A 21838-nucleotide genomic window follows, 5' to 3' on the forward strand; every position below is an offset into this window, starting at 1 on the left:
TTAAAGCTTGTTCATTTGCAGTTTGTATTGCTTATTACTATTTCATCATAATGCTTCCATTGTTGGGATTCTGGGGAATAATTACCCAAAATGTAGAGTTGGGATTTGTTTTTTTGCAAGTAATGGAATTGTTTCAGATTTATTGAACAAATTAATTAAATCCTATTGAAGTGGTGAGTTCTATTTTTTCTCCTTTATGTATTTGGTTTAGAATATAGATCATCTTCTCTGGGGTGCAATTCCATAAAATTGGGTAAAATCGTCCCAATAGTGGGTCTAGAGCAGTATGAGAGATAGTGTCAGTCATTTGTGATTTCTTTATCCACCTGCAATTTTAACACTTAGACACAGATTTTCTTGAGGGATCAACAGGATAAAAGTTTGACCTCCAAGTATATTAAAGGTTGATATAACTGTCGATAGAATAGGAAGATCTCCAGTGGAACAGGTATTGCAAAGTATTGGGGGAAAAATGTTTGTTTTAATCCTAAATGAACCATAACATGGAAATCAACCTAAAAATCGACGTGAATTTCCTTTATAAGAAGATTCTTCAGGAGAGTTTCGATGAAATAGGTATTGACTATTCGATTCTCTCCCCGACAATGGTGAAAATCAATGGTCAGTTAGATTCTGTGAAATTAAAATCTTTGTCCAATAAGCTTTTGTCATATGGAATTACGATCATCAGTGACCCAAAGGAAATGATAGTTCAAAAAATCAAAAACCTTATAGCTGAACTAGTCAAACCAAATCAGGAAAACATTGCAGTAAACACATCATTTTATCTTTGCGAAAACCTTGGATACAGTTATGGTTACTTGGCCTCCCTCTTTTCGGAATTGACCATGACTACTATAGAAAACTACGTGATCCTTCAAAAGATAGAGATGGTCAAGCACTTAATGCAAAATCATGAACTGACGTTGACGGAGATTGCATACCAACTTAATTATAGCAGTGTAGCCCATTTATCTAGCCAATTCAGAAAAACCACTGGATTGTCACCTTCGGAATTCCAAAGAATCCTATTTAGGAAAAAGAATGGATTCAGTAAGACAGGGGACACTGTCCAGGCAGAATGCTAAATGCATATTTTTATCCTTTTACCTCCATCTATACTATCGACCAAAAGATAAATTTCACCCAAGCGTATTGTGGGATTGCTTTATATTGTATAAATGATAATTTGGTACTATCCTGGAGTTCGTACCATAAGTTTGGGTTCTTTACGATGATAAAAAACAGGTTGACTGTTACAATACCAAATACAATATGAGCCAAAAACAGCGCAATGGAATAGTGGTTAAGAGATACCGCTGGTGGAGATCTATGTAAATTGAAATAAGTACGCCAAATTACGATGGCAACCAAACCACTTAATATCCCAACCCACACGGAGTCTTCAAAATTGATTCGGAAGATGCCCCAGTTCCATAATAGAAAGTATGCAAATGAAAATAAGACCCCAACTCCGGTATGACCCACGCATCCTGCCCAAAATATCTTTTTATCATCGATTTGTGAGTCTTGACCACCGGTCAGCATCGTGCCCAAAACATGTACAACTTTCGTGTTTTGATGTACGATTTTACTGTATATGTACATGACTATTGTCATGGCAATAGTCCCTACAACTCCTGAAAATACTGCAATTATGAAATTTTTTACGTCCATGGTAATCTTTGTTTTGTGAAATAGAATATTCCCTTTTGGGTTCTATCTGTCAAATGAGGTGCTCCAATCCATCAATTGGATGCCAACATTATTTTCCAATTCCAGGTTGGCAGTGACCAATTCTGATAGATCTTCAAGGTTTGAATCTTGGACCATATCGCTTATCCACGAATAGGAATTTTGGACAACTACATTTATGGCAAGCAAGGTTTGGGACAAATGATAATGCCCTTCGAAATTTTGTGGAAACAATGATTTGTATCTTACACATTCATCTACCAAAAAATCGATAATAGGGCTCTTTTTTCCCTCCAGCGGCAAGTCAATAATCAAAAATATTTTCCCCAAATTTTCGATTTGTTGGCTTTTTACATGACTGTACTTCAAAAGCAAGTCGGATAGAAGTGGATTTTCGTGCCTTGGTTTTAGGGAATTGACACATTTTAGGATTTTCATTTCCCCATGGTATATCTCCATGCATTTATACATAAACCAAAGATTGATATCATTATTTTGGCTGTGATATGGATGGTTGGGAGAGGGTGCATCTTGGAAGATCATGATAGCTGAATTTATGATTCTTAAAAACCTTTTAAGATGGATTGATGGTTTGTCTAAATATTCCCAATCTGATTTTTGATGCTAAATCAATTGGTTTTTCCTAAGTATCAAACAAATAGGAGGCCATACAGCAAATATGGAAATTGAATGGGACAGAGGGATATTTCGCAATGCAAACAATCCCCTTATAAATGAATTATAGTGCATTTAAGCTAAATTTCAGGGTTTACTTATCTTCAACTTTTGATTTCCCGGTTATAGCCTCCTAATTTGTTTAGCGAGGGACAAAGACTCTTTTTGGTGACAGACCGTAACTTTTTTAGTCCAGAGATTTTTCGAAAAGTGCAGAAAACCGCTCAGAAAAGCCTTTGGTGATTGGATTGCTTATTGAATATAAAAAGTCAAAGATGCCATATAACCCAAATAGAATAGGTATGCCATATGGAAGGCATGCTGTTGAAAAACGGTTGATGGTGTTGCTGAAAACGATTGTTTCAATTATTGAATTTTAAATATATGCTGGATCATAAGTTAGAAATGGATTTGGTGAAGAGCCATACCAAACGTGAAATCGGATTGTACCCCACCCAGATAAAGCCGGATGCACCATTGCTTGTAGTGGGGGCAGGAATACACGGAAACGAGCCAAGTGGTGTAATAGCCCTCAAAAAAGTCTTTGCCGAACTAGAGCGTCTAGATGTTGCCATGAATGGGAATTTATTGGGAATCGCAGGAAACTTGATGGCCCTTCGGACAGGTGAAAGATATATAGATAGGGATCTGAACAGGATATTTCTGGAAAATGGCAATTCGATAGAATCAGGTCAGCCATATTTTATCCATGAAGAATTGGAACGTAGGGAGATTGTACAGATGATAGAGAAAGTAGAGAATCAAAAAAATGGAAGTAAGAACCTGTATTTTTTGGATCTTCATTCTACCTCCTCAGATTCTATTCCCTATATAAGTGTCAACCGAAAAACCTCAAATACAGAGTTTGCGACAAAAATGAAACTTCCTGTAGTTGTAGGCATAGAAGAGTTTATACCAGGGCATTTTGATCATTTTCTCACCGAACGTGGATATGTTGGGTTTACTGTCGAAGGAGGACAGCACCTGGATCCAAATTCTATAACCACTCATATCAATACCATATTCCATACCATGATCACTTTGGGAATGTTGAATCTTAAAGATGTATCGGCAAGTATTTTTCCGATGAAAGAATTGATACCTGCTATACAAAAGCAAAAGGCTATCTATGAGGTAGTATTCAGGCAGGATATCCAAGATGTGGCTACTTTTGTCATGAAGTCTGGATTCAAGAATTTTACCAAAATTGAAAAAGGAGAACTGCTTGCACATAGTGATGGCAAGCCTATTATATCACCTTTTTCAGGATATATTTTTATGCCTCTTTATCAAAAAGCAGGGAAGGATGGTTTTTATATTGTCAAAAAAACCGAAGCTGACAATGCTAGCTAATTCACAGTAAAGAATAATTTTACAAATCAGACATTCACAGGGTGTTTTTTTTGGTTTCACCTTATTTGTCTGGTTTAAGAATAGGGCTTACCTGTCAGTTGCAATGTGATTTCAACAGTATTTCAGCCAAACTTCCAAGTAAAACAGCTAAATATCAGAAGAAATTTAGCTGTTTTATTTTTCCCCAGCATTTACAGCTTAGACACACAGACTAGAAAGAAAGGCGTTCGGTAAGCTTCCCCGATATTGGTTTTTATACTTGACTTTTTGCTCGATTGCTTCGATGACTTTCTGGGTGAATTTGACTTTTTCAAATCTCTCCATACTCACAAGACCGCCAGGACTATCCAGGTTAAGTTCTATGATTTTGTCACCAACAATGTCTATCCCAACCATAAACATCCCATCATTGATAAGCTTGGGGGCTACTGCCTTGCAAAGCTCTTGGACTTTATCACTCATTTCAAATTTTGTTGCAGAACCTCCTGCATGGAGATTACTTCTGATATCACCCTTCTTGTTGACCCTGCGCATGGCGGCAAATTTCCCGTTGACTTCGAGGATTTTTCCGTTTAGCATGATCACCCTGATGTCTCCACTTTCGGCCTCAGGCAAATATTCTTGGGCTATGATAAATCCATACCTGTTGATGGTCTCGACAATTTGGTTGAGGTTTGTTGAGCTATCCAACAAAAACACGTCTTTTCCTCCGGATCCCTGAAGAGGCTTGAGTATAATCTTTTTGTTTTCTTTGTGGAAGAAAGCCTTGATCTCTTCCGAGTTCCGCGATATAATTGTCCTAGGTCTTACCGATTCGGGAAAATGCTGGAAGTACATCTTGTTGAAGGAAGTCATCAAGGTATAGGGATCATTGAGGACCAATACACCCTCGGCTATGGCCAACTGACAAAAAACCATTCCCGCAGTTTTTGCCCAAGATCGGTCTCCGACTTCTTCGCAGGGATTGTTTCTCAAAAATATAACATCCATCAGTCCGAACGAAATCAGCTCCATTTGAGTGTTTTCCTGAATTTGGGTTAGGTATTTTTCGATTGTTGAAAGTTTGGAAGGTGCTTTTACAGCTCTTCCACCGGTTTTTCCGTCGGAAAAATAGCATAAATCCTCCACTTGGAGGGTGTATACCTCATGCCCCATTTTTGCAGCTGTAAAAGATAACAATGTGGTGTCGTAATCTACGCCTTCTGTTGCAAGTTGATTGATGATAAATACGATTTTCATTGGGTTTATGGCTTGTTCATGATTAGGTTTTTTAGTTTGATACCTTGCCTGGCTACTGCCAGACGTTGTTTTCCTTCTTCTGTACTGAGGTATCGAGGTATTAGGGCAGGGGGTCTGATGATACCTCGAAGTTTCATCTCCTGGACCAGAGAAATATGTTTTAGTGCTATTTTACCTACATACAGAATTTCCAAATCACCACCCTCTTTCAGATATTCCAGCAAACTGATCAAGCCCCGGAGATAGATGATGTCCTTCGTACAACCACCCGATTGGTGGATTCTGGCCGTAATTTCAAAGGCAGTTTTCTCATCCAATCGATAAGTCTCAAACAATACCCTGAATGTGGATGGGAAATCATAGCCTTCGGTAAGGCAATGGGCAGCAATAACTCGTGCTGCCAAAATCCTGAGTCGGTTGGCGGAAAGACCCCCACATAGATATTCCGAAAATACAGCAAGACCTTCCTGCAATTCATCATAATCGGCAAAACCCGAAGATAGCTGCGTAAAAGGTTGGTGTATTCCATTGAAATAAGTCAATACATGGGTTCCTATTTCATGGTGTACCATCGCTTGCAGTTGTTTTTTTGGGACTTTGAAGGATTTGCCGATATAGAGATTCCCTTGCGAAACCAACATGCCAACAATGTCATCTTTGATGATGATTTTGGGATTGATAGAGCTGTTGGTTTGCTGGTATAGGGAAATCTCCCGTTTGGACGCTTCAAGCAAATCCCTGCAATCAGCCAACGGTTCTTGGCTTTCATTTTCTGGTGGTATTTCTTGCAGTAGAGACTTTGCCTGGTTATAAAGTGAATGGTCTACTGCATTGTATAATCTGATACTGGTGTGCATGAAATTTTTTGTTCCACGCTCTTTTAGCATGGTGATCTGCTTTTCCAACTCCTCTCTTTTGTCCATAAAAAGAAATCGAAGAGTGGGATCTTCCACCTCGCTTATACTGATTTGAAAAAGTTTTTCCTTCAATCGGTCAGGATCCACTGGCAGAAGCCTGTAAATAAATTTAGGTTTCAGCAAATATTTGTTTTCTATAAATGATTGTTTGGCCTCTATGGTATTGACTGGGGAAATCAGCAACAGGAACTGATATTTTTTTTGCACTTGGCTCAGCTGTTTTTCTACATCCCATGCGTGCTTACTGATATTGGTAGTTCCCAACATCTGGTAATGCTTGATCCCAAATGTGGTTTGTACCCTAAGAAAATCATAAACTGACTTCCGTATCAATTTGGAGAAGAATCGCTTAAAATCCTCGTATACCAAAGGGTAGAATTCGCCCTTGTCCGGATTGAGAAAAAAACCGGGGATTTCCAACCCAATAAGGTAGATTCCAGCTTCCCTACATTGCTCCAAAGTAAGTAGGGGAAAGAGGTTTGGTGGATGGCGTTGGGGGGTATAGTTTACTTTCACCTCCAATCCATGTGATTCTGAATATCCTTGCAGCCCTTTGAGTATCGTTTCTACTGTTTCGGGGGATTTGTTTTTACCGGAATTGATAGTGAACATCTTTGGTTCATTGGGATTGACCCAGATTTCCATGATCATGACGGCACGGAACTCTTCGGAGATTGACTTGGAAGAAGATAATATCAAACGTACGATTTCACTTTTTGCATTCAGGTAGGTGGAGGCGGTGAGATAGGAGGCCTCCCCAGTTACCAGTTCGGCAAACATCTTTCCCTTTTCATCGGAAAACCGGTAAACCAGTAAAAAGGGGAGCCTCCTCTCCAATTTTAGCTTTTTGCCTTTCCCAAGATCAAGATCAAGGGATTGGCCTGTTTTTATAGCATTGGATATTTTCTCTGAAATTGATTGTTCCATGGCTACTAATCTGTATGTGGTTAAGTGGATTTTTTACTCTAATCATTATAATCACCAGAATAATTTCCTTCTTTATCGAAAGTGACGGTAGTTATCTTGTCATTTTTTCGAAAGAGGACTTCATAATAGATGGTGTTTTCTTTCTCATAGCGCCTGGAGTCCACCACCTCTTGCTTATTCAATGAAGAATCACTTTTGATCGCATTATACACTTTGGGTGGGATGGAACTGTTGTGTTTTTCATTTTCGTCAATCTTCAGGCCATCTGTATCCTGCAGTCCTGTTGTATCTGTTGAGGTTCTGTTTTCAGGTTTTAGGGCCTCCTCGCTTCGGTCACCGTATATGCTTTCATCTTCAGCATATTCCCTCTGTGTATTTCTGTGTTCACAGGAATGGATAATGCATATGGTAAATATGCATATAAGTGTTTTGGACAATATTTTGATAGATTCCATAAGTATGTTGTTATTTGGTTTGTCAAATTGATTTTGCCAATTTTATGCCTATAAGTTTTGATGGGCGAAATGAGGTTCTTTTTATGGTTTTTCACCTATTTGGGACAGGTTTTGTCACTATTATGAATCCTATGGGACCTTATTGTTTTGTTTACCACAAGTGACATTCGGAGGTCAAACTGTAACAGTATTGTCTTGGCATATATCGGAAAAATCAGGAATGGGTGAACTTGTCTATTTTCGGAGAGAGATTGGTTTCTTATCTAACCATCAAAAGTGGGGGCAAGTAAAAAAAAATAAGAGGGATGGTTGAGTCTTCTCGACCATCCCTCCATTACACACTTTTTGATCAATCTTCTTTGTCAGATCCTGTTGTCTTCACAATCTTGTTATATATGCCCACCAAGAGAAATGGAGCAGCCCATTGCCCGACAAAAAGGGCGGTACTACTTTTTCCGATGGCTTTCAAAGCCAATGATACTCCCATAGCAGAAACTGAAGACCATAGAAATATGTCAGATGGAATCTGTGCAGTTCTTTTTTCAATTTCCTTGGCCAACTGGCCTTCTTTACGATGCTCTTTCATAATATTATTGTTTTTGGTTTTACATTTTGATCTATTAATACCCAAAAGCCATTCCATAGGAATTGGGATTTGAAAATGTACCTTTATCTGGTTTTATAAAGGTTTTCTAAATTTTCGGGATTCCAATTTTCTTATTGTTGTCACCTATTTTGCCCATAGTGGGTCACTTTGAATCCAATAGCAGAGAAGGAGTGTCTTTAGGGGACTAGCTATTATTGATCTAGGATTGCGAGTAATGAAATAAATTGCCGGGGTATGGAAGCCATTGCTGCTAGTCCTCAAGTTTATTGGTCAGCTTTGAGCAGTTTCAGCAATAATTTTTCTGATTTGTTGTAAAAATGATTCGCGGAGGTTTTTCCTGACAACAATTTTTCCCAATTGTCTGAACAATAAGTGCCTATGATCAATGGGTGTATATAATATTTTCTACAGATTGTAGGGGTGTTACCCAGTCTTTTGGCGACTTTTCTGATTACCTCAAGTACCAGCTTTTCACGTTCTTTCATGGATTCAGGCAGGGTATGTCTTAATAGAAACTCAACAGCCAAAACGCTGCCAGACCAAGTCCTGAAATCTTTGGCAGTAAAGGGTGCATCGCCTATGGACCTGATATAGGAGTTGACCATGCACGAATCTATGGCCTGGGGTTTTCCATTTTTATCGATATATTGAAATAAGGTCTCTCCTGGGAGATCCCTGCATTTCCTGATTATTTTGGATATGGTGGAGCTATGGAGTGAGAGGTGCTGATTGATATTTTTCTTTCCCGGGAATTTCAGCTCTATGGCATTTTTGCTTATGGTGACATGCTCATCCCGCAAAGTGGTGAGTCCATAGGTTCCATTTTGATCTTCATAAAAAATATTCCCGATCCGGGCATGTACCTTTAGCAGGAGTGACACAACCGTAGCAAGGACTTTTTGGACAGGAAGACCTGCCAATCCTATATCATGTGCTATGGATTTTCTTATTTTTGGCAGCTTTTTCCCAAACTGATACAGTTGAAAAAATTTGGTTTCGCTGCGTAGTTTGACCCAATCTTGATGGTAGAGGTATTGCTTTCTTTTCCTTTTGTCATATCCTGTAGCTTGAATATGGCCTTGGGCGCTTTTGCAAACCCACACTTTTGACCATGCTGGTGGAATTGCCAATTCTTTTATTCTCTTTAGGACTTTTGGGTCGGTCACTAGATTCCCATCGGGGAAATGAAATGAAAACCCTTTTCCCCTAACTCGCCTATTGATACCAGGGACACTGCAATCCATATACTTGAGATCTGCTTCTTTGGCAATCTGCTCGTTTGCCAAGGTCGTGTTTCGATGCTTGTCCATGGATCTTCAATACAAAAAATTATGAAAAGGGGAAATTGTCCTTTCTGATTAATGGTATGGAAACAAAGGTTTCACTTCTTTAGGCATTTGTTCCGCTACGTGGGAAAGTTGCCCCTCAGTGAGAAAATGTTTCCCCAAGGACTGGAGCACTTTGGAAATCAGCTCTTCGGTGGATTCTTTCCAGTCAAACTGCCTTTCACCAAATTTCATCTGCACATCCTTGACCGCAGTTTTGAACTCTTCCAAGCGTTTGATTTGTGTGGAGTCGGTATCATAAACCCATGTTTCCACATATAGCGCCTTGAGAAACATAGGAAGCTGGGAAAGAAAATGAAGGGATTCCTGAAAGCTGATCCTGTCTCGGACGGCGTGTAGGACAGATCTAAGCAATATGGAAGTTTGGCTTAGGTCCTCGGGATGTCCCAGATCCTCTGCAAGTTGCTTTATGTAGAAATTCCCCTGTTGGGCAAATTTATCAAAGTTAATAGACATGGGTATTTTCTTTTGGGGTGAATGATATCATATTTATCGTTTGATTATGGATCAATCAAGTGTGTGTAGAATTGTGTAAAATCGAGATGTTCATAATCCCAATTGTAATCCAATGATGGATTTCCAAAAAGAGGCTGTCTGGCAAACCACAATGCAGTGAATTGTCATTTGGGACAGGCTCTTTTAAGGAATCCAAAATCAGTGTTCTACAGGATGTTATGATCCTTTCTGAATCCATAATAGGTATGTACTCTATCTATAAATTCATATTGCGGTCCAGAAGGCCAGTCATCTTTGTCAAAACCTGGGGAATTTTCCAGTTTTTCCTTGTCTACATCCAAAATGACAATGTTATCTTGGTGGTTGTCGAAAGAAAGGGCTTGCCATGGAATAGCGAAGTATTTGCTCCCCAGATTAAGAAATCCCGTATCAACTTCAAGCACAGCATAGGCTATATTACCACTTTCTGCTTCAATCATTATGTCGTTGATGGTGCCAATCCTTTCGCCAGATGGATTTTGGACATTCGATCCCTTTACATCTTTACCGGGTAAGATCAATTCATTCAGTTCGTTTCTCATGATGTTTTTTTGGTTTAGTTGAAAATTTTGTAATCAAGCTATATCCTTCAATCTTCATTCCTTTCCGCATTAGCACAGATAAAGGTGGTTTTGGTATAATCCGCTGTAGAATTACATTGTTACTTTTCTTAAAAAAGCGACATACTGTTGCCCAGGTTTTGTGGGAAATGGCAATCCATAAAATTTGATCAATCGGGCGCTTGCGTAACCAGGACTTTCATTATTTGGCTAAAACTAACTAAGGGATACAAGGGGTTTTATTGGAAAATTGATTGCTTGAGTGGTACTGGTTCGGTATTTGAATAATTGAACATAGGGAAAAACGGTTTCCACATTCCGAATAGATATTTATCCAAATCAAAAGGATAGAAACAAAACCATTTACCATGAAAAACCAACAGTTACTGCCGAAGGTCATTTACAAAAGTTATTTCCAGGCAAAAGTGGCCAAAAGGCAAAAAGAATCCGAAAAAGAGAGAGATACAGACGAAACTGGAAAAAAGGCTGATCAGGATCAAGACGAGCCTTACGAAGAGTTTTTAGAACCCAATCCGAATTGGAACAAAAAGAAAGACCCAAACAAAGAGGAGAACAGCAAAGATAATGCATCTTAATGTTAGGCTTTTTTTTAAGACTTATGAAAAGAAATACACAATTGAAAATCCGTTTTGAACTGACTAGGTTACAAACCGAAAGGATATGTTCACCCTTGGAGATTGAAGATTATGTTCCCCAACCCATAGTGGATGTTTCTCCACCCAAATGGCACTTGGGACATACTACATGGTTTTTTGAAGCTTTTATACTGAAGGATTATCTGGAAGGATACAAGGTCTTCGATGAGGGATACTCCTATCTATTCAACAGTTACTATAACAACGCAGGGAAGAGGGTAGAACGGCATAACCGTGGTTTTATGAGTCGTCCTTTAGTCCGGGAAGTCATGGAGTACAGACAGTATGTCACCCAAAAGTGTGTGGAATTGCTGGAATCTTCACCTCCAAAGAATGTACTCGATATTGTTGAAATAGGGATCAACCATGAGCAGCAACATCAAGAGCTTTTGGTATATGACATTAAGTATATTTTGGGAATGCAACCATTGTTACCTATCTATGGAAATGGTTTTTCTACAAGTGAGGAATTATCCGAAGGATTTGCACCATTCAAGGCTGGGCTTTATGAAATAGGGGCAGAGACGAAAGGATTTAGCTATGATAATGAGTTGGGTAAGCACCAAGTCTACTTACAGGAGTTTGAAATAGCCAAAAAACTGGTATCGAACGGTGAATACCTTGAATTTATGAAGGCAGGTGGTTATAGGGATTTTGATTTATGGCTATCTGAAGGTTGGGATTTCGTACAAAGGGAAAGACTGGAAGCACCTTTATATTGGCATCAAAGAGGAAAGGATTGGTATAATTACAGCCTCAAGGGGTTGGAAAAAGTTGATTTGTCACTTCCACTGCAGCATGTGAGTTTTTATGAAGCCCAGGCATTTGCAACATGGAAAGGTATGCGTTTACCAACCGAATATGAATGGGAAGTAGCTTCAGGACGTCTCAATTGGGGGCAGTTGTGGGAATGGACAAACAGCGCCTACCTTCCTTATCCTGGATACAGGAAAATGCCTGGTGCTCTTGGTGAGTACAATGGTAAGTTCATGTCCAACCAATACGTCCTCAGGGGGGGATCAGTGGCTACCCCATATGGACACAGCCGCATGACATACAGGAATTTCTTTCATGCAACCAGTAGATGGTTGTTTTCAGGTATCAGATTAATCAAATAACGATGGATAGATTTCTTCAGGATGTACTGACTGGATTAGGATCAGAATTCAAAACACTTCCCTCAAAATACTTTTATGATGAAAAAGGATCTAAGATTTTTCAGAGAATCATGGCTTTGGATGAGTATTATCTGCCTGGATGTGAAGTCGAAATTTTGAATGAGAGCTCAGATTTGATTTTGGCTGAGATACCCTTTGATACAATTGATATTGTCGAACTTGGTTCTGGAGATGGTTCCAAAACGATGATTTTTTTGAAACAGGCTATCAGGAAGTTTAACTCACTGACTTATATCCCGATGGATATTTCCCCTGGGATTTTGGAAGTGAATAAGGATTTGATCCATTCCCAGGTTCCAAAACTTGAAATTATTCCCATAGCAGGTGACTATTTACTGACTTCCAGTCAGCTGGAGAAAAGGGATAAACCTAGGCTCCTGCTGTTTATGGGGAGCAATATCGGTAATTTTCCGGGAGATAAGGCCAAGGGATTTATGGGCTTTGTCAATGGTATGATGAAAAGAGGGGATTATTTTATGATGGGGGTAGATCTGAGGAAAAACCCCCATGTGATCCGGGCAGCATATAATGATAAGGATGGTGTGACCAGACTTTTTAATCTTAATTTATTGGAAAGAATAAATAGGGAACTGGGTGGGGATTTTGATCTTTCTGAATTTGAACATTTTGGGACATATAATCCGGTGACAGGAGAAGCAATGAGCTATCTTGTGAGCCAGAAGAAACAAATTGTACAAATTGCCGGACGTTTATTTCAATTTGACAGATATGAAGCCATCCTTACTGAGGTTTCGCGAAAGTTCAGTATCAAAGAACTGAATTCTATTGGCAAAGAGACTGGGTTTGCTACAGTTAGGCATTTCTTGGACAGTAAGGGTTATTTTTCACTAAGCTTGTTTAGAAAACAAGATTGAATATTATTTATGTAATTAAACTTTTCATTTACATAATTTCACATATTTTGTATGGTAATTATATAAATCTGATTAAAAATATTGTAATACTGATATGATGATTGTTGCCTACCTTTGAAATAGAGCGTAAAGGCAGGAAGGTTGTGAAATCTTAATTTTATCCAGATTATGTTACTGGTCTGCTTAGTGTCATAAATGAAAATTCTCCCAACTACATTAAATTGCCAAATTTTATGAAAAGCATACTCGTCATTGATAATCAGCTTTCGTTTTGTAATCTCTTGAAAAAGTTTTTGACCAAGAGTGGTTATAGGGTAGAGACTAGCACGCATGGTTCACACGCAATCCAGATGCTGAAAGAAGATACTTTTCAAGTGGTCATCTGTGAATATAGAATGCCAAATACAGATGGGAATGTTTTTTTTGAGATGATCAAGAGTGTAAGCCCTGATTCTTCGGTCATCTTTACTTCCAACCAAATCAATCTCAAAAACGTAGTGTCCATGATTAGGGAAGGGGCTACTGGTTATTTGGCCAAGCCTATCAACCCAGATGAATTGCTTGAGGTATTGGAAGAAGATAATCCTAGGAAAGAAGCAAAGAAAATAGGGGGAGGGGAGAAAAAAAGTATTGTCAAAGAACCAGAATATGTACAGGGAAACAGTAAGATAGCAAGGGAAGTACAATACAACATCAATAAAGTTGGTCCGACTGATTATTCCGTGATCATAGAGGGGGAGACTGGCACAGGAAAAGAATCCTATGCCAGGTTGATCCATCACTCCAGCAAAAGAAGGGAACAACCCTTCATTGCAGTTGATTGCGGATGCCTTTCCAAAGAGTTGGGTGGAAGTGAGCTTTTTGGACATGAAAAGGGGGCATTTACAGGCGCTGTGTCGCAGAAAATGGGATTCTTTGAAATGGCCAATGGGGGAACAATCTTTCTAGATGAGATAGCTAACCTTTCTGCTGATGTGCAGATAGCTCTCTTGCGTGCATTGCAGGAAAAAGTAATACGAAAAGTGGGTGGAACTAAGGAGATACCCATCGATGTACGGATAATAACGGCAACAAATGAGGATCTCCTTTTCAAATCCGAAGCTTTGGGTTTTAGGGAAGATCTTTATTATAGATTAAGTGAATTTCTGCTGAAAATTCCGACCTTGAAAGAAAGGGGAAAGGATTTGTTCCAATTTATAGATTTTTTTCTGGAACAAACGGCAAAAGAACTTGGTAAAAATGAACCACCGAAGTTCACAGAGGAGGCAATGCAACTAATGGAAGGATATGATTGGCCTGGAAATATCAGAGAGCTAAAAAATGCAGTAAGAAGGGCATGCTTATTTATAGATAAAGATAACCAAATTCCAGCTGCATCACTTCCAGAAAGAATCCGATGTTCAGGAAGACAAAAAAACATCGCCCATGAATTCCAAGAAAGTGTAGAAAGTGAAGAAAATAACTTGGATCAAGACAAAGATTTAAAATCGGTGGCATTGATGGCGGAATCTGAAAAAATCAGAGAGGTACTGGAAGCTGTAAAGTATAACAAGACCAAAGCTGCCGAAAAATTAAATATTCACAGAAAAACCCTTTACAGTAAGCTTAAAACCCTGAATATATCCTATTGAAGCCGAAAATTGAATCAGAACATATGGGTCTGAATGATCCATAGCCGGGATATTATGACATAATACCACATACTTATCTTCTTTTAATAAAGGAATGAAATGCTTCCTACCTTTAGTCGAAAAACATTTTTTGTTTGGTCATGCCCAAAAAGTCCCTATGACTTCGCTTGAATATTTTTGACGATAAGTTATTTATGATTATTTTAAGTCCGTCAAAACCATAATAGATGAACCACCAACAGATTGAAATTCTTCTTGCCGAAGACGATCGGGATGACCAGCTCTTTTTCAAGAAAGCCTTGCAAAATATCCCAATGAAGCTACGGATAGCAACCGTAAACGATGGAGCCGAATTGTTAGAGTACCTGAATACAAGTGTTGATCCTTTTCCCCATATCCTTTTTTTGGATATCAATCTGCCCAAAAAGAACGGAATGGAATGCCTGAAAGAGATTAGGAAGAAGGAGAAGTTGAAGGAACTCTCAATTGCAATGTATTCAAGTTCTACGGACCAGAGAAACATTGAAGAGGCTTTCGTATGTGGGGCAAATATTTACATCACCAAACCTAGTAAGTTAGAAAATCTCCATAAGGCGCTCGTCAAAGTCCTTACTGTGAACTGGCAATATCTTACCTCAGGAATGGACAGGGATACGTTTTTGATGAGTATTTGAAAAAAAATATCTGAAAAAATAATTCAAGGGAAGTAACTTTTTGACTATTTGAAGCTACTTCCCTCTGCACACAAAGCATAAGTATAAAAGCAGATCAGCCATAGGGTGTAATGATTCCATCCCTACTTTTGCTCACCTTCATTTTTACCAATATCTCATGGAGGGTCTCAGCTGCCAATCCATGTAGGACTAACCGATAAGCTGCACTGTATGTAGTGACAGGTACCATGGGGTGTTTGTTGTTTACCAAACCCAAATGTGCTGGAGTTCCCAGGATTTGGGAGGTATAGATGGCTATTGTTTCGTCCAGTTGCAGGGAGTTGGAAGCACGGATAAAATCATTGGACGTCAAAAACAGCTGATAGAAAGGAGTGAAAAGCTCAATGGCTGACCTTAAATCCAAAATGTTTGTCCACTTGTTAGGAAACTCAATATGGTCAAACTGATCTTCTGTGATCATGGCCAGATTGATTTTTTCGGGCGGCTTTATTGACAATCCTTTTTCTTTCAGTTGCCTATTTAGGTTGATGACGAAGTTGTATAGATTCAGATCATGCTTGAGAAACAAGTCATCCTTTATACTCTCGAAATCTTTTGGTTTTAAGGGATTTCCAACCAATTCAATCCCCGGGATATTTCCGGCGATAAACTGTAATATTTCAGTCCCGACATGAAAATGTCTGAAGATAAGAAGGTTGGCGTCAGGACTTACAAAATTCTTGAGTCCCCAAGCCAAAATACGGTGCAAAATCCTGGAGGAATTGAAACCTCTAGGCAAAAAGTACTTTAACACATGTATGAAAAACATGGTTACTTTGGACCATATTTGAATGAAAGGCAATAAGTATCTTACTGATTTTGAGGAGTTGTCCCGCATCAAAGCTTCCTTCGTCGTGGAATTGATAGGGATGCTGTCGTCAAGATAGAGGGCTAACCAAGGGTCAGGGTCTCTCTCATCGTGGTTTGAATAATCCATGCTCATGTTTTTAGGTTCGTTTAATAGTTCCCCAATTCTTCCAACTGCATAATATACAGTTTTGCGGTTGTTTTTGCTGTTTTGACTATCCGTTTTGCGATCTCCAAGTTCATCTGCGGGTGGTCTAGGGCTTTTTCTAGGTTGTGGAAATGGTTTTCATCTGCCACACCGTGATAGGTGAAGAAGGATACCTGATCGTCTTTCAGGTTGAGTTGGTCTTGGATCATTCTTCCCCAATATCCTGCGAGCCGTTTTCCTATCCCTTCTATGATAAACATGGCTCCCAACAGGTCAATCGGGTTTGGTTTACTCGCTTGCTGAAACATAAAAGATGTCAATGCTACAGAGCCGATGTTTTTGTCCCCACTTCTGATTTTTTCGATATCCTCACCCAATGCCTCGAAATTTCTTTCCAACATTTGGTAATCCTTATGCTCGGCGGCAGTATGTTTGATAAAAGCGGAACGTAGTTCGAAAAGCTCAATGGCGATATTTGATGCAGCTCGGGAAATCCATTGCGACCCGTCTATTACCTGCTGCCTGAGGTCTGTCAATAGGAGTTTGTAATCAGCCAAACTTAACTTCCCATCATGGATTTTGGTGACTACCGGCACTTTGAGCAACTCTGTTTCGAAATCTATCCATACCTGCGCCAGATTGCGGATCAGCCATTCTGATGTTTCTGACTTTGCTATTTGCAATTCCGGTGACTTTATTTCCCGAATTGCATATTCCTTTCGTTTGGATTCTGTACCTCCCACTACAGTCAGGAGCATAAATGAGGTGATAAAACGACCACTTTCCGGTACCATGCAGAGGATTTTGTCATCCGGTTTTAACTTCCCGGAATGCATCAATTCATCAAGCATAATAAAAATGGAAGCTGCCCCAGTATTTCCTTTTGTGGAGAGATTGGTAAACCATTTCTCATCGGAAATCTCCCCACCACCTTTCTCCATCAACTCCTTGATAGGACCCTTAAATACCTCTGAGGAATAATGACAGCAGAACCAATCGATTTTTTCCCGATGGATTTTTCCTTCATTGATCAATTCAAAATAATGTGCTACGCCTGTTTTGACCAGACTATCCAAAAGCCTTGGATCCTGGCTGAGGTTGATGGCACCTGCTTTCGAGGCTTCTTCATAGCTGGGGTAGTCCAGCCAGGTCTGCTCATTTTCATTTTTGTTGTCTGTTTTTCCGGTAAACATGCAAACCGGAAATTCATTGGCATGGGACTTCATGTCAATCCAATCGATTTTTAGGGATACTCCAGTCTCATTTTTTTGGTTTTGAAGCACAAATGCCCCAGCACCGTCAGATAGCATCCATCTTAAAAATTCCACAGAAAAAGGTAAACTGTCCACTCCCTGGGCTTCAAAACGGGAAGCTTTGAAGAGCCGGCTGGCAAATTCACTGCCCACACAAACTGCGTTTTGTTTTTCACCACATTTGATTTGGGAATAGGCATTCTTTAATGCCATGACCCCACTTGCGCACACACTTTGGTGGCTGGAGACTTCACAGCGATCAAAGTCCAAACCCGCATGGACCATACTGGCAAAACCTGGAATCGGTAAATCACCTTGGGTAGTTCCCGTACACAATAGGGCAACATCTGCCGCCCTTAAACTGCTTTTTTGGAGTGCATTTTCTATTGCTTTTACAGCCAGCTGTGCGTTGGAATGGGTTGTTTCCTGTTTCTCGTCTAGGGCATAGAAGCGTGTTTTGATGCCATTTTGTTTTAATACCCGCTCTTTATTGCGGCTATCTTTGCCATTTATCCGTCCCAAGAAATCTTCCATCTTTTGGTTGGAAATAGGCTCGTTTGGCAAAAATGAGCCTGAACTGGTAATATATACTTCGTGCATGTGTTACTTGTTTGGTTTGGAAAACAATCTGTCCAAGAAATTTAAAGCAAAACCATAATTTCGCCTCCCCCTGCTATGGTGCTCATGGTGCGTAGTCCCAAATAACCACCAACTATCGCCTTTTCCACTGCCAAACCTGTAATTGCAATGGCCTGCAAAGTTCAGCAGAATACTTACAGTCGGATAAATAAAAACGGCAAAAATGGAAAAAGGAATAAAAGGAACTATGGTCAAAGGAACGGTGCTTAACAAGCAAGCCTCAATCCAATGAAAACTGTATACGGAAAATACGGTGGGAACGGTTGATTTATGGTGGATATGATGTATGTGTTTCATCATAAACTTCTGATGCATAAGCCGGTGGATTGCATAGAAATGTACCTCGTTCCACAGCGTCAGTATGATTAAGCCTAGGGTGATATTGAGAAAGTTATTTGGCAACAGCTGGATCACTTCTATTCTTACCAAGTATATAATGGGTATGACTGACAGCCCAAAAACCAGGATAGATTGGATGGAATGCCTGATTTCAAAAGAAAGTTGGTCTTTGGGGATTTGCTTGGTTGCTATTTTATGGATGATATTCCTTTTTTCGAGGAATTTGCAGACTTCTAAAAACAATGATCCTACGCCAAAGTAGAGGATGGAAAAATAGATAACCGTCAACCCAAACAAAACAGGGTAGGAGTAATGGTATAGAAGGTTGTCAATTTGGTTCCCCATTTATTATTGAGTGAATGATTGTCTAGACGTCATAAATCTGACTTCTGTTGTGAATATAGTTGAAAAAGTTGGTAGGTCAAATGGGGGATTTGATCAGGTTATTGAAAATGTGGCGGAGGGTTTAGTTTGATGTTTTTGTGTCCTTTGTGTATTCATGGTGTTCTTTGTGGCTAAGTTTTTTCACCACCATGTCCGCTAAGGCTTCACAAAGTCCGCAAAGCCCAGCTGTTATATCTAGTGTTGGGTGACTTCTTTAGCCTAAACAAACCCCATCACTTACAGGCAAAGAAGCGGATAATCATATTGGAGAGTTTAGTTATATATCAATCTGGTTTTTATTGAAAAATGAACTATTACTCATCCCGCAGGGAATTCACCGGATTGATAAGGGCTACTTTGAGAGATTGGAAAGTAACAGTGAGCAGGGCAATGACTAGAAGTCCAATTCCTGTATAAAGATAAACCCCAACGCCAAGTGTGGCATGGTATGCAAAACTGGCGAGATATGTTTTTGCCAAATACCAAGCCACGGGAAATCCGATCAACAATCCCACGGAGGTCAAGACTGCGAAATCCTTGCAAAGTAGTGTCCATAATTGCCCTGGTGATGCACCAAACACTTTCCTTATCCCCATCTCCTTGACCCTTTTGGCTGCGGCAAAGGAAGAAAGTCCAAAAAGCCCTAAACATACTATCAGCAATGCCACAATGGTGAAGCCCAATGATAATTTCCCGAGCACTTTTTCCATACGATATTCACGTTCAAACGCTTCATCTAAAAAACTATATTCAAATGGCTGGTCTGGGCTGAGCCTTTTCATTGTTTTTTCAATGTGAGCCAAACTTTCATCTATTGTGTATCCTGACTTGGTTTTGATATAATAATGGAAGCCTATATCTGTAGAATACATAAAAACCATAGGTTCAATGTCTTCTCTCAGGCTATTGTTGTGGAAATCCTCGGTGACACCAATAACCTGCCCCAAACCTTTCCAGACATCCAATTCCATACCAATGGCATCTTCAGCATCAATTCCCATCACTTCGATGGCTTTTTTATTGAGCAGATATAATGGGGTTTGTTGCTGTTCTATGGGGAAATTCCTCCCGGCCACCATGGGAATCCCCAAAGTAGGAAGAAAATCATGGTCACAGCGTAAAAGTTTGAAGAAGACAGTGTTGCCTTCCGGCTTTCCTGTCCATGAAACCTCATCGGTTGTGATAGGAATGGTCAGGATGTCGCTTCCGGCAAAGCCTGCACTTTGTATACCCTGAAAATCCAGCAACCCCTGTTTAAAAACCTCAGGGCTTCTCAATACCTCTTGTGGAGGATCGATGATGATGACGTTTTCTTTCTCATATCCAAGATCTTTCTTGGTAATGTAATCCAACTGGCTGTAGACAGTCAAACTCCCAATTACCAATGTGACCGACGCAGCCAACTGAATCACAACCAAGGACTTTCTTAACCTTGACCCTGTCAACATAAGGGATTTGCCCCCTTTCAGAACTGAAATTGGTTTGAATGAAGATAGAAAAAACGCTGGGTATCCTCCTGCCAACAAGCCACAGGCCAAAGTCAGTAGACAAGTCCCGATAAAGAATAAATAGTCTAAATCCCCCCATGTGATATTTTTTCCGGTAACATCACTAAAGTAGGGCAAAAGGATATTGACCAAGGCAAGGGATACACCCAGTGCCATCAATGACAGGATGGTAGATTCCAATAAAAACTGTTGAATCAAGCCCTGTCGGTTGGCGCCAATTACTTTTCTTACCCCCACTTCTTTACCTCTGGTGGAAGCGCGGGCCGTTGCTAAGTTGGTAAAATTGATACAGGCCATGAGCAACACAATGAATCCTATCAGGCAGAATAAGATCACTTTTTCTATATTTCCACCAGCCTCTTGGCCATTTTGAAACTTGGAATGTAGTCTTGACCGGGAATATTGAAATAAAAATGGGCTACTCGTACATTCACCACAGTTTTTGGTTACCAATGGGGAAAGCTTCAGGTTCACAGATGCTAGATCAACATCAGGGTGCAAGGCTACATAAGTGCGTGTACCGCCACTTTGCCAATTATGTGTCCAAGGGTTTTCATCAAGAAAAATCTCAAACGGAAGGACAAAATCAAACTGGATGGTGGACTGCGCAGGAATGTCGGCAAAGACACCAGTAACCACCAATTGGTGCTGTTGGACCTCAACAACTTTTCCTATTGGATCCAGGTCTGCAAATAGCTTCTCTGCCAAATTCTCTGAGATGACGATTGCATTCTTATCTCCATTCGCGGTTTCTATCCCCCCTTTGAGAAAAGGAAAGCTGAAGATTTCAAAAAGTGTTGGTTCAGCATAAAATCCATTTTCCAGAAATGAGTTTTTTTCGTGCTTGATAATCAGCTTTTCGTTCATGCTTGTTCTTGAGATCATTTCCGCTTCAGGGATCTCCTGTTCTATAGCTTGAGCCAAAATAGATGGGGTCGCTCCATGTGTCTTGATTTCACCATCAGGATAGATGTTGTTGATCATGACAGAATAGATCCGGTCTGACTTATCATGGAATCCGTCATATTTCCATTCGTCAAGTGCCCAAAGCAAAATCAACATGCAGGTGGCAAGTCCTACGCCAAGGCCCAAGATATTGATCAGAGTATAACCTTTTTGGCGGGTCAGGTTTCTGAATGAAGTTTTTAGATAATTTTTTATCATATTGGAAAGGCTAATCTCCCGTTAGTTTGCTAACACAGAGTGACATAGGTACAAACCTTAGGTTTTCGAATACCATACCAATAAAAGTGTGCTGATAATCAATTTGTTATGATGTTTTCACTCAGTTGTCAGGTTCGGTATCGGACTTTATCGTTCGTTGGTGGACAATCTTGGGATTGTCTGCACTTTTCTTAAGTTTTGGAAATATTGCTTTTATTGTTGGGGTTTCTTACTTGATCTACTAAAACCAATCCGTGCGTGTAATGGGTTTATA

General features: G+C 39.8%; 20 protein-coding genes. 7 read left to right on the top strand and 13 right to left on the bottom strand.

Features of this window, described 5'->3' with window-relative positions; translation table 11 throughout:
* Nucleotides 1–503: 503 nt before the first annotated feature.
* Complete coding sequence (locus ACFSKL_RS17945) at nt 504–1088, top strand: helix-turn-helix domain-containing protein (protein WP_376887966.1); 585 nt, start codon at nt 504–506, stop codon at nt 1086–1088.
* Nucleotides 1089–1116: 28 nt separating this feature from the next.
* On the opposite strand, the gene ACFSKL_RS17950 is transcribed toward ACFSKL_RS17945, so the two are convergent.
* Together ACFSKL_RS17950 and ACFSKL_RS17955 are read right to left on the bottom strand one after the other, a co-directional pair.
* Nucleotides 1117–1677: a hypothetical protein gene (locus tag ACFSKL_RS17950; RefSeq protein ID WP_376887969.1), complete on the bottom strand. Its 561-nt coding sequence runs from the start codon at nt 1675–1677 to the stop codon at nt 1117–1119.
* A gap of 42 nt (nt 1678–1719) precedes the next feature.
* The gene (locus ACFSKL_RS17955) at nt 1720–2238 is read right to left on the bottom strand and encodes a DUF892 family protein (RefSeq protein ID WP_376887972.1); all 519 of its coding nucleotides are present in this window, start codon (nt 2236–2238) and stop codon (nt 1720–1722) included.
* 516 nt (nt 2239–2754) lie between these two features.
* On the opposite strand from ACFSKL_RS17955, the gene ACFSKL_RS17960 reads away from it, so the two are divergent.
* The gene (locus ACFSKL_RS17960; protein WP_376887975.1) at nt 2755–3723 is read left to right on the top strand and encodes a succinylglutamate desuccinylase/aspartoacylase family protein; all 969 of its coding nucleotides are present in this window, start codon (nt 2755–2757) and stop codon (nt 3721–3723) included.
* 198 nt (nt 3724–3921) lie between these two features.
* Here ACFSKL_RS17960 and ACFSKL_RS17965 read toward each other — a convergent pair whose 3' ends face one another.
* The 7 genes from ACFSKL_RS17965 to ACFSKL_RS17995 form a co-directional block, all read right to left on the bottom strand.
* Complete coding sequence (locus ACFSKL_RS17965; protein ID WP_376887977.1) at nt 3922–4962, bottom strand: ATP-grasp domain-containing protein; 1041 nt, start codon at nt 4960–4962, stop codon at nt 3922–3924.
* Between the two features lie 5 nt (nt 4963–4967).
* Nucleotides 4968–6806 (bottom strand): flavohemoglobin expression-modulating QEGLA motif protein, encoded by a 1839-nt coding sequence (locus ACFSKL_RS17970; protein WP_376887978.1) that lies wholly within the window; start codon nt 6804–6806, stop codon nt 4968–4970.
* 38 nt (nt 6807–6844) lie between these two features.
* Nucleotides 6845–7261 (bottom strand): hypothetical protein, encoded by a 417-nt coding sequence (locus ACFSKL_RS17975; RefSeq protein ID WP_376887980.1) that lies wholly within the window; start codon nt 7259–7261, stop codon nt 6845–6847.
* Between the two features lie 349 nt (nt 7262–7610).
* Nucleotides 7611–7847, bottom strand: a complete 237-nt coding sequence (locus ACFSKL_RS17980; RefSeq protein WP_376887982.1) for a hypothetical protein — start codon at nt 7845–7847, stop codon at nt 7611–7613.
* Between the two features lie 284 nt (nt 7848–8131).
* On the bottom strand, nt 8132–9178 hold the full coding sequence (locus tag ACFSKL_RS17985; RefSeq protein WP_376887984.1) for a DNA topoisomerase IB: 1047 nt from the start codon (nt 9176–9178) through the stop codon (nt 8132–8134).
* 48 nt (nt 9179–9226) lie between these two features.
* Nucleotides 9227–9670 carry a DUF2267 domain-containing protein gene (locus ACFSKL_RS17990; protein WP_376887986.1) on the bottom strand — a complete coding sequence of 148 codons (444 nt, stop codon included), beginning with the start codon at nt 9668–9670 and terminating at the stop codon, nt 9227–9229.
* Between the two features lie 206 nt (nt 9671–9876).
* Nucleotides 9877–10251 (bottom strand): PRC-barrel domain-containing protein, encoded by a 375-nt coding sequence (locus tag ACFSKL_RS17995; RefSeq protein WP_376887988.1) that lies wholly within the window; start codon nt 10249–10251, stop codon nt 9877–9879.
* Between the two features lie 386 nt (nt 10252–10637).
* Between ACFSKL_RS17995 and ACFSKL_RS18000 the strand changes: the two genes are divergently transcribed.
* The 5 genes from ACFSKL_RS18000 to ACFSKL_RS18020 all read left to right on the top strand — a co-directional run bounded on the left by ACFSKL_RS18000 (nt 10638) and on the right by ACFSKL_RS18020 (nt 15283).
* Nucleotides 10638–10865 (top strand): hypothetical protein, encoded by a 228-nt coding sequence (locus ACFSKL_RS18000; protein WP_376887989.1) that lies wholly within the window; start codon nt 10638–10640, stop codon nt 10863–10865.
* A gap of 23 nt (nt 10866–10888) precedes the next feature.
* The gene (gene egtB, locus ACFSKL_RS18005) at nt 10889–12043 is read left to right on the top strand and encodes an ergothioneine biosynthesis protein EgtB (protein ID WP_376887992.1); all 1155 of its coding nucleotides are present in this window, start codon (nt 10889–10891) and stop codon (nt 12041–12043) included.
* Nucleotides 12044–12045: 2 nt separating this feature from the next.
* Complete coding sequence (locus tag ACFSKL_RS18010) at nt 12046–12978, top strand: L-histidine N(alpha)-methyltransferase (protein WP_376887994.1); 933 nt, start codon at nt 12046–12048, stop codon at nt 12976–12978.
* Nucleotides 12979–13211: 233 nt separating this feature from the next.
* Nucleotides 13212–14609 (top strand): sigma-54-dependent transcriptional regulator, encoded by a 1398-nt coding sequence (locus ACFSKL_RS18015; RefSeq protein ID WP_376887997.1) that lies wholly within the window; start codon nt 13212–13214, stop codon nt 14607–14609.
* A gap of 227 nt (nt 14610–14836) precedes the next feature.
* Nucleotides 14837–15283 (top strand): response regulator, encoded by a 447-nt coding sequence (locus tag ACFSKL_RS18020; RefSeq protein WP_376887999.1) that lies wholly within the window; start codon nt 14837–14839, stop codon nt 15281–15283.
* Nucleotides 15284–15377: 94 nt separating this feature from the next.
* Here the strand turns inward: ACFSKL_RS18020 and ACFSKL_RS18025 are convergent, their stop codons facing one another.
* From ACFSKL_RS18025 to ACFSKL_RS18040, 4 genes are all read right to left on the bottom strand, one after another.
* The gene (locus ACFSKL_RS18025) at nt 15378–16259 is read right to left on the bottom strand and encodes a DUF6999 family protein (protein WP_376888001.1); all 882 of its coding nucleotides are present in this window, start codon (nt 16257–16259) and stop codon (nt 15378–15380) included.
* A gap of 20 nt (nt 16260–16279) precedes the next feature.
* Entirely contained in the window at nt 16280–18130 is a 1851-nt protein-coding gene (locus tag ACFSKL_RS18030; protein WP_376888004.1) for a 3-oxoacyl-[acyl-carrier-protein] synthase III C-terminal domain-containing protein, read from the bottom strand.
* Nucleotides 18131–18133: 3 nt separating this feature from the next.
* Nucleotides 18134–18853 carry a sterol desaturase family protein gene (locus ACFSKL_RS18035; protein WP_376888007.1) on the bottom strand — a complete coding sequence of 240 codons (720 nt, stop codon included), beginning with the start codon at nt 18851–18853 and terminating at the stop codon, nt 18134–18136.
* A 353-nt stretch (nt 18854–19206) separates the two neighbouring features.
* A complete protein-coding gene (locus ACFSKL_RS18040) occupies nt 19207–21564 on the bottom strand; it encodes an ABC transporter permease (protein ID WP_376888010.1) in 2358 nt (785 codons plus the stop codon).
* Nucleotides 21565–21838 lie beyond the last annotated feature (274 nt).

It is taken from the genome of Belliella marina (genome assembly GCF_042682445.1).
GTDB classification, from domain to species: Bacteria; Bacteroidota; Bacteroidia; order Cytophagales; family Cyclobacteriaceae; genus Belliella; species Belliella marina.

Bases quoted from the DNA above. Each gene is read 5' to 3' on its own strand.
- ACFSKL_RS18030 (WP_376888004.1), bottom strand. From the start codon at position 18,130: ATGCACGAAGTATATATTACCAGTTCAGGCTCATTTTTGCCAAACGAG.
- ACFSKL_RS17990 (WP_376887986.1), bottom strand. From the start codon at position 9,670: ATGTCTATTAACTTTGATAAATTTGCCCAACAGGGGAATTTCTACATA.
- ACFSKL_RS18015 (WP_376887997.1), top strand. From the start codon at position 13,212: ATGAAAAGCATACTCGTCATTGATAATCAGCTTTCGTTTTGTAATCTC.
- ACFSKL_RS18010 (WP_376887994.1), top strand. From the start codon at position 12,046: ATGGATAGATTTCTTCAGGATGTACTGACTGGATTAGGATCAGAATTC.
- ACFSKL_RS17970 (WP_376887978.1), bottom strand. From the start codon at position 6,806: ATGGAACAATCAATTTCAGAGAAAATATCCAATGCTATAAAAACAGGC.
- ACFSKL_RS17975 (WP_376887980.1), bottom strand. From the start codon at position 7,261: ATGGAATCTATCAAAATATTGTCCAAAACACTTATATGCATATTTACC.
- ACFSKL_RS17995 (WP_376887988.1), bottom strand. From the start codon at position 10,251: ATGAGAAACGAACTGAATGAATTGATCTTACCCGGTAAAGATGTAAAG.
- ACFSKL_RS17965 (WP_376887977.1), bottom strand. From the start codon at position 4,962: ATGAAAATCGTATTTATCATCAATCAACTTGCAACAGAAGGCGTAGAT.
- ACFSKL_RS18040 (WP_376888010.1), bottom strand. From the start codon at position 21,564: ATGATAAAAAATTATCTAAAAACTTCATTCAGAAACCTGACCCGCCAA.
- ACFSKL_RS18000 (WP_376887989.1), top strand. From the start codon at position 10,638: ATGAAAAACCAACAGTTACTGCCGAAGGTCATTTACAAAAGTTATTTC.
- ACFSKL_RS17945 (WP_376887966.1), top strand. From the start codon at position 504: ATGGAAATCAACCTAAAAATCGACGTGAATTTCCTTTATAAGAAGATT.
- ACFSKL_RS18025 (WP_376888001.1), bottom strand. From the start codon at position 16,259: ATGGATTATTCAAACCACGATGAGAGAGACCCTGACCCTTGGTTAGCC.
- egtB (WP_376887992.1), top strand. From the start codon at position 10,889: ATGAAAAGAAATACACAATTGAAAATCCGTTTTGAACTGACTAGGTTA.
- ACFSKL_RS17985 (WP_376887984.1), bottom strand. From the start codon at position 9,178: ATGGACAAGCATCGAAACACGACCTTGGCAAACGAGCAGATTGCCAAA.
- ACFSKL_RS17955 (WP_376887972.1), bottom strand. From the start codon at position 2,238: ATGATCTTCCAAGATGCACCCTCTCCCAACCATCCATATCACAGCCAA.
- ACFSKL_RS18035 (WP_376888007.1), bottom strand. From the start codon at position 18,853: ATGGGGAACCAAATTGACAACCTTCTATACCATTACTCCTACCCTGTT.
- ACFSKL_RS17950 (WP_376887969.1), bottom strand. From the start codon at position 1,677: ATGGACGTAAAAAATTTCATAATTGCAGTATTTTCAGGAGTTGTAGGG.
- ACFSKL_RS17960 (WP_376887975.1), top strand. From the start codon at position 2,755: ATGCTGGATCATAAGTTAGAAATGGATTTGGTGAAGAGCCATACCAAA.
- ACFSKL_RS18020 (WP_376887999.1), top strand. From the start codon at position 14,837: ATGAACCACCAACAGATTGAAATTCTTCTTGCCGAAGACGATCGGGAT.
- ACFSKL_RS17980 (WP_376887982.1), bottom strand. From the start codon at position 7,847: ATGAAAGAGCATCGTAAAGAAGGCCAGTTGGCCAAGGAAATTGAAAAA.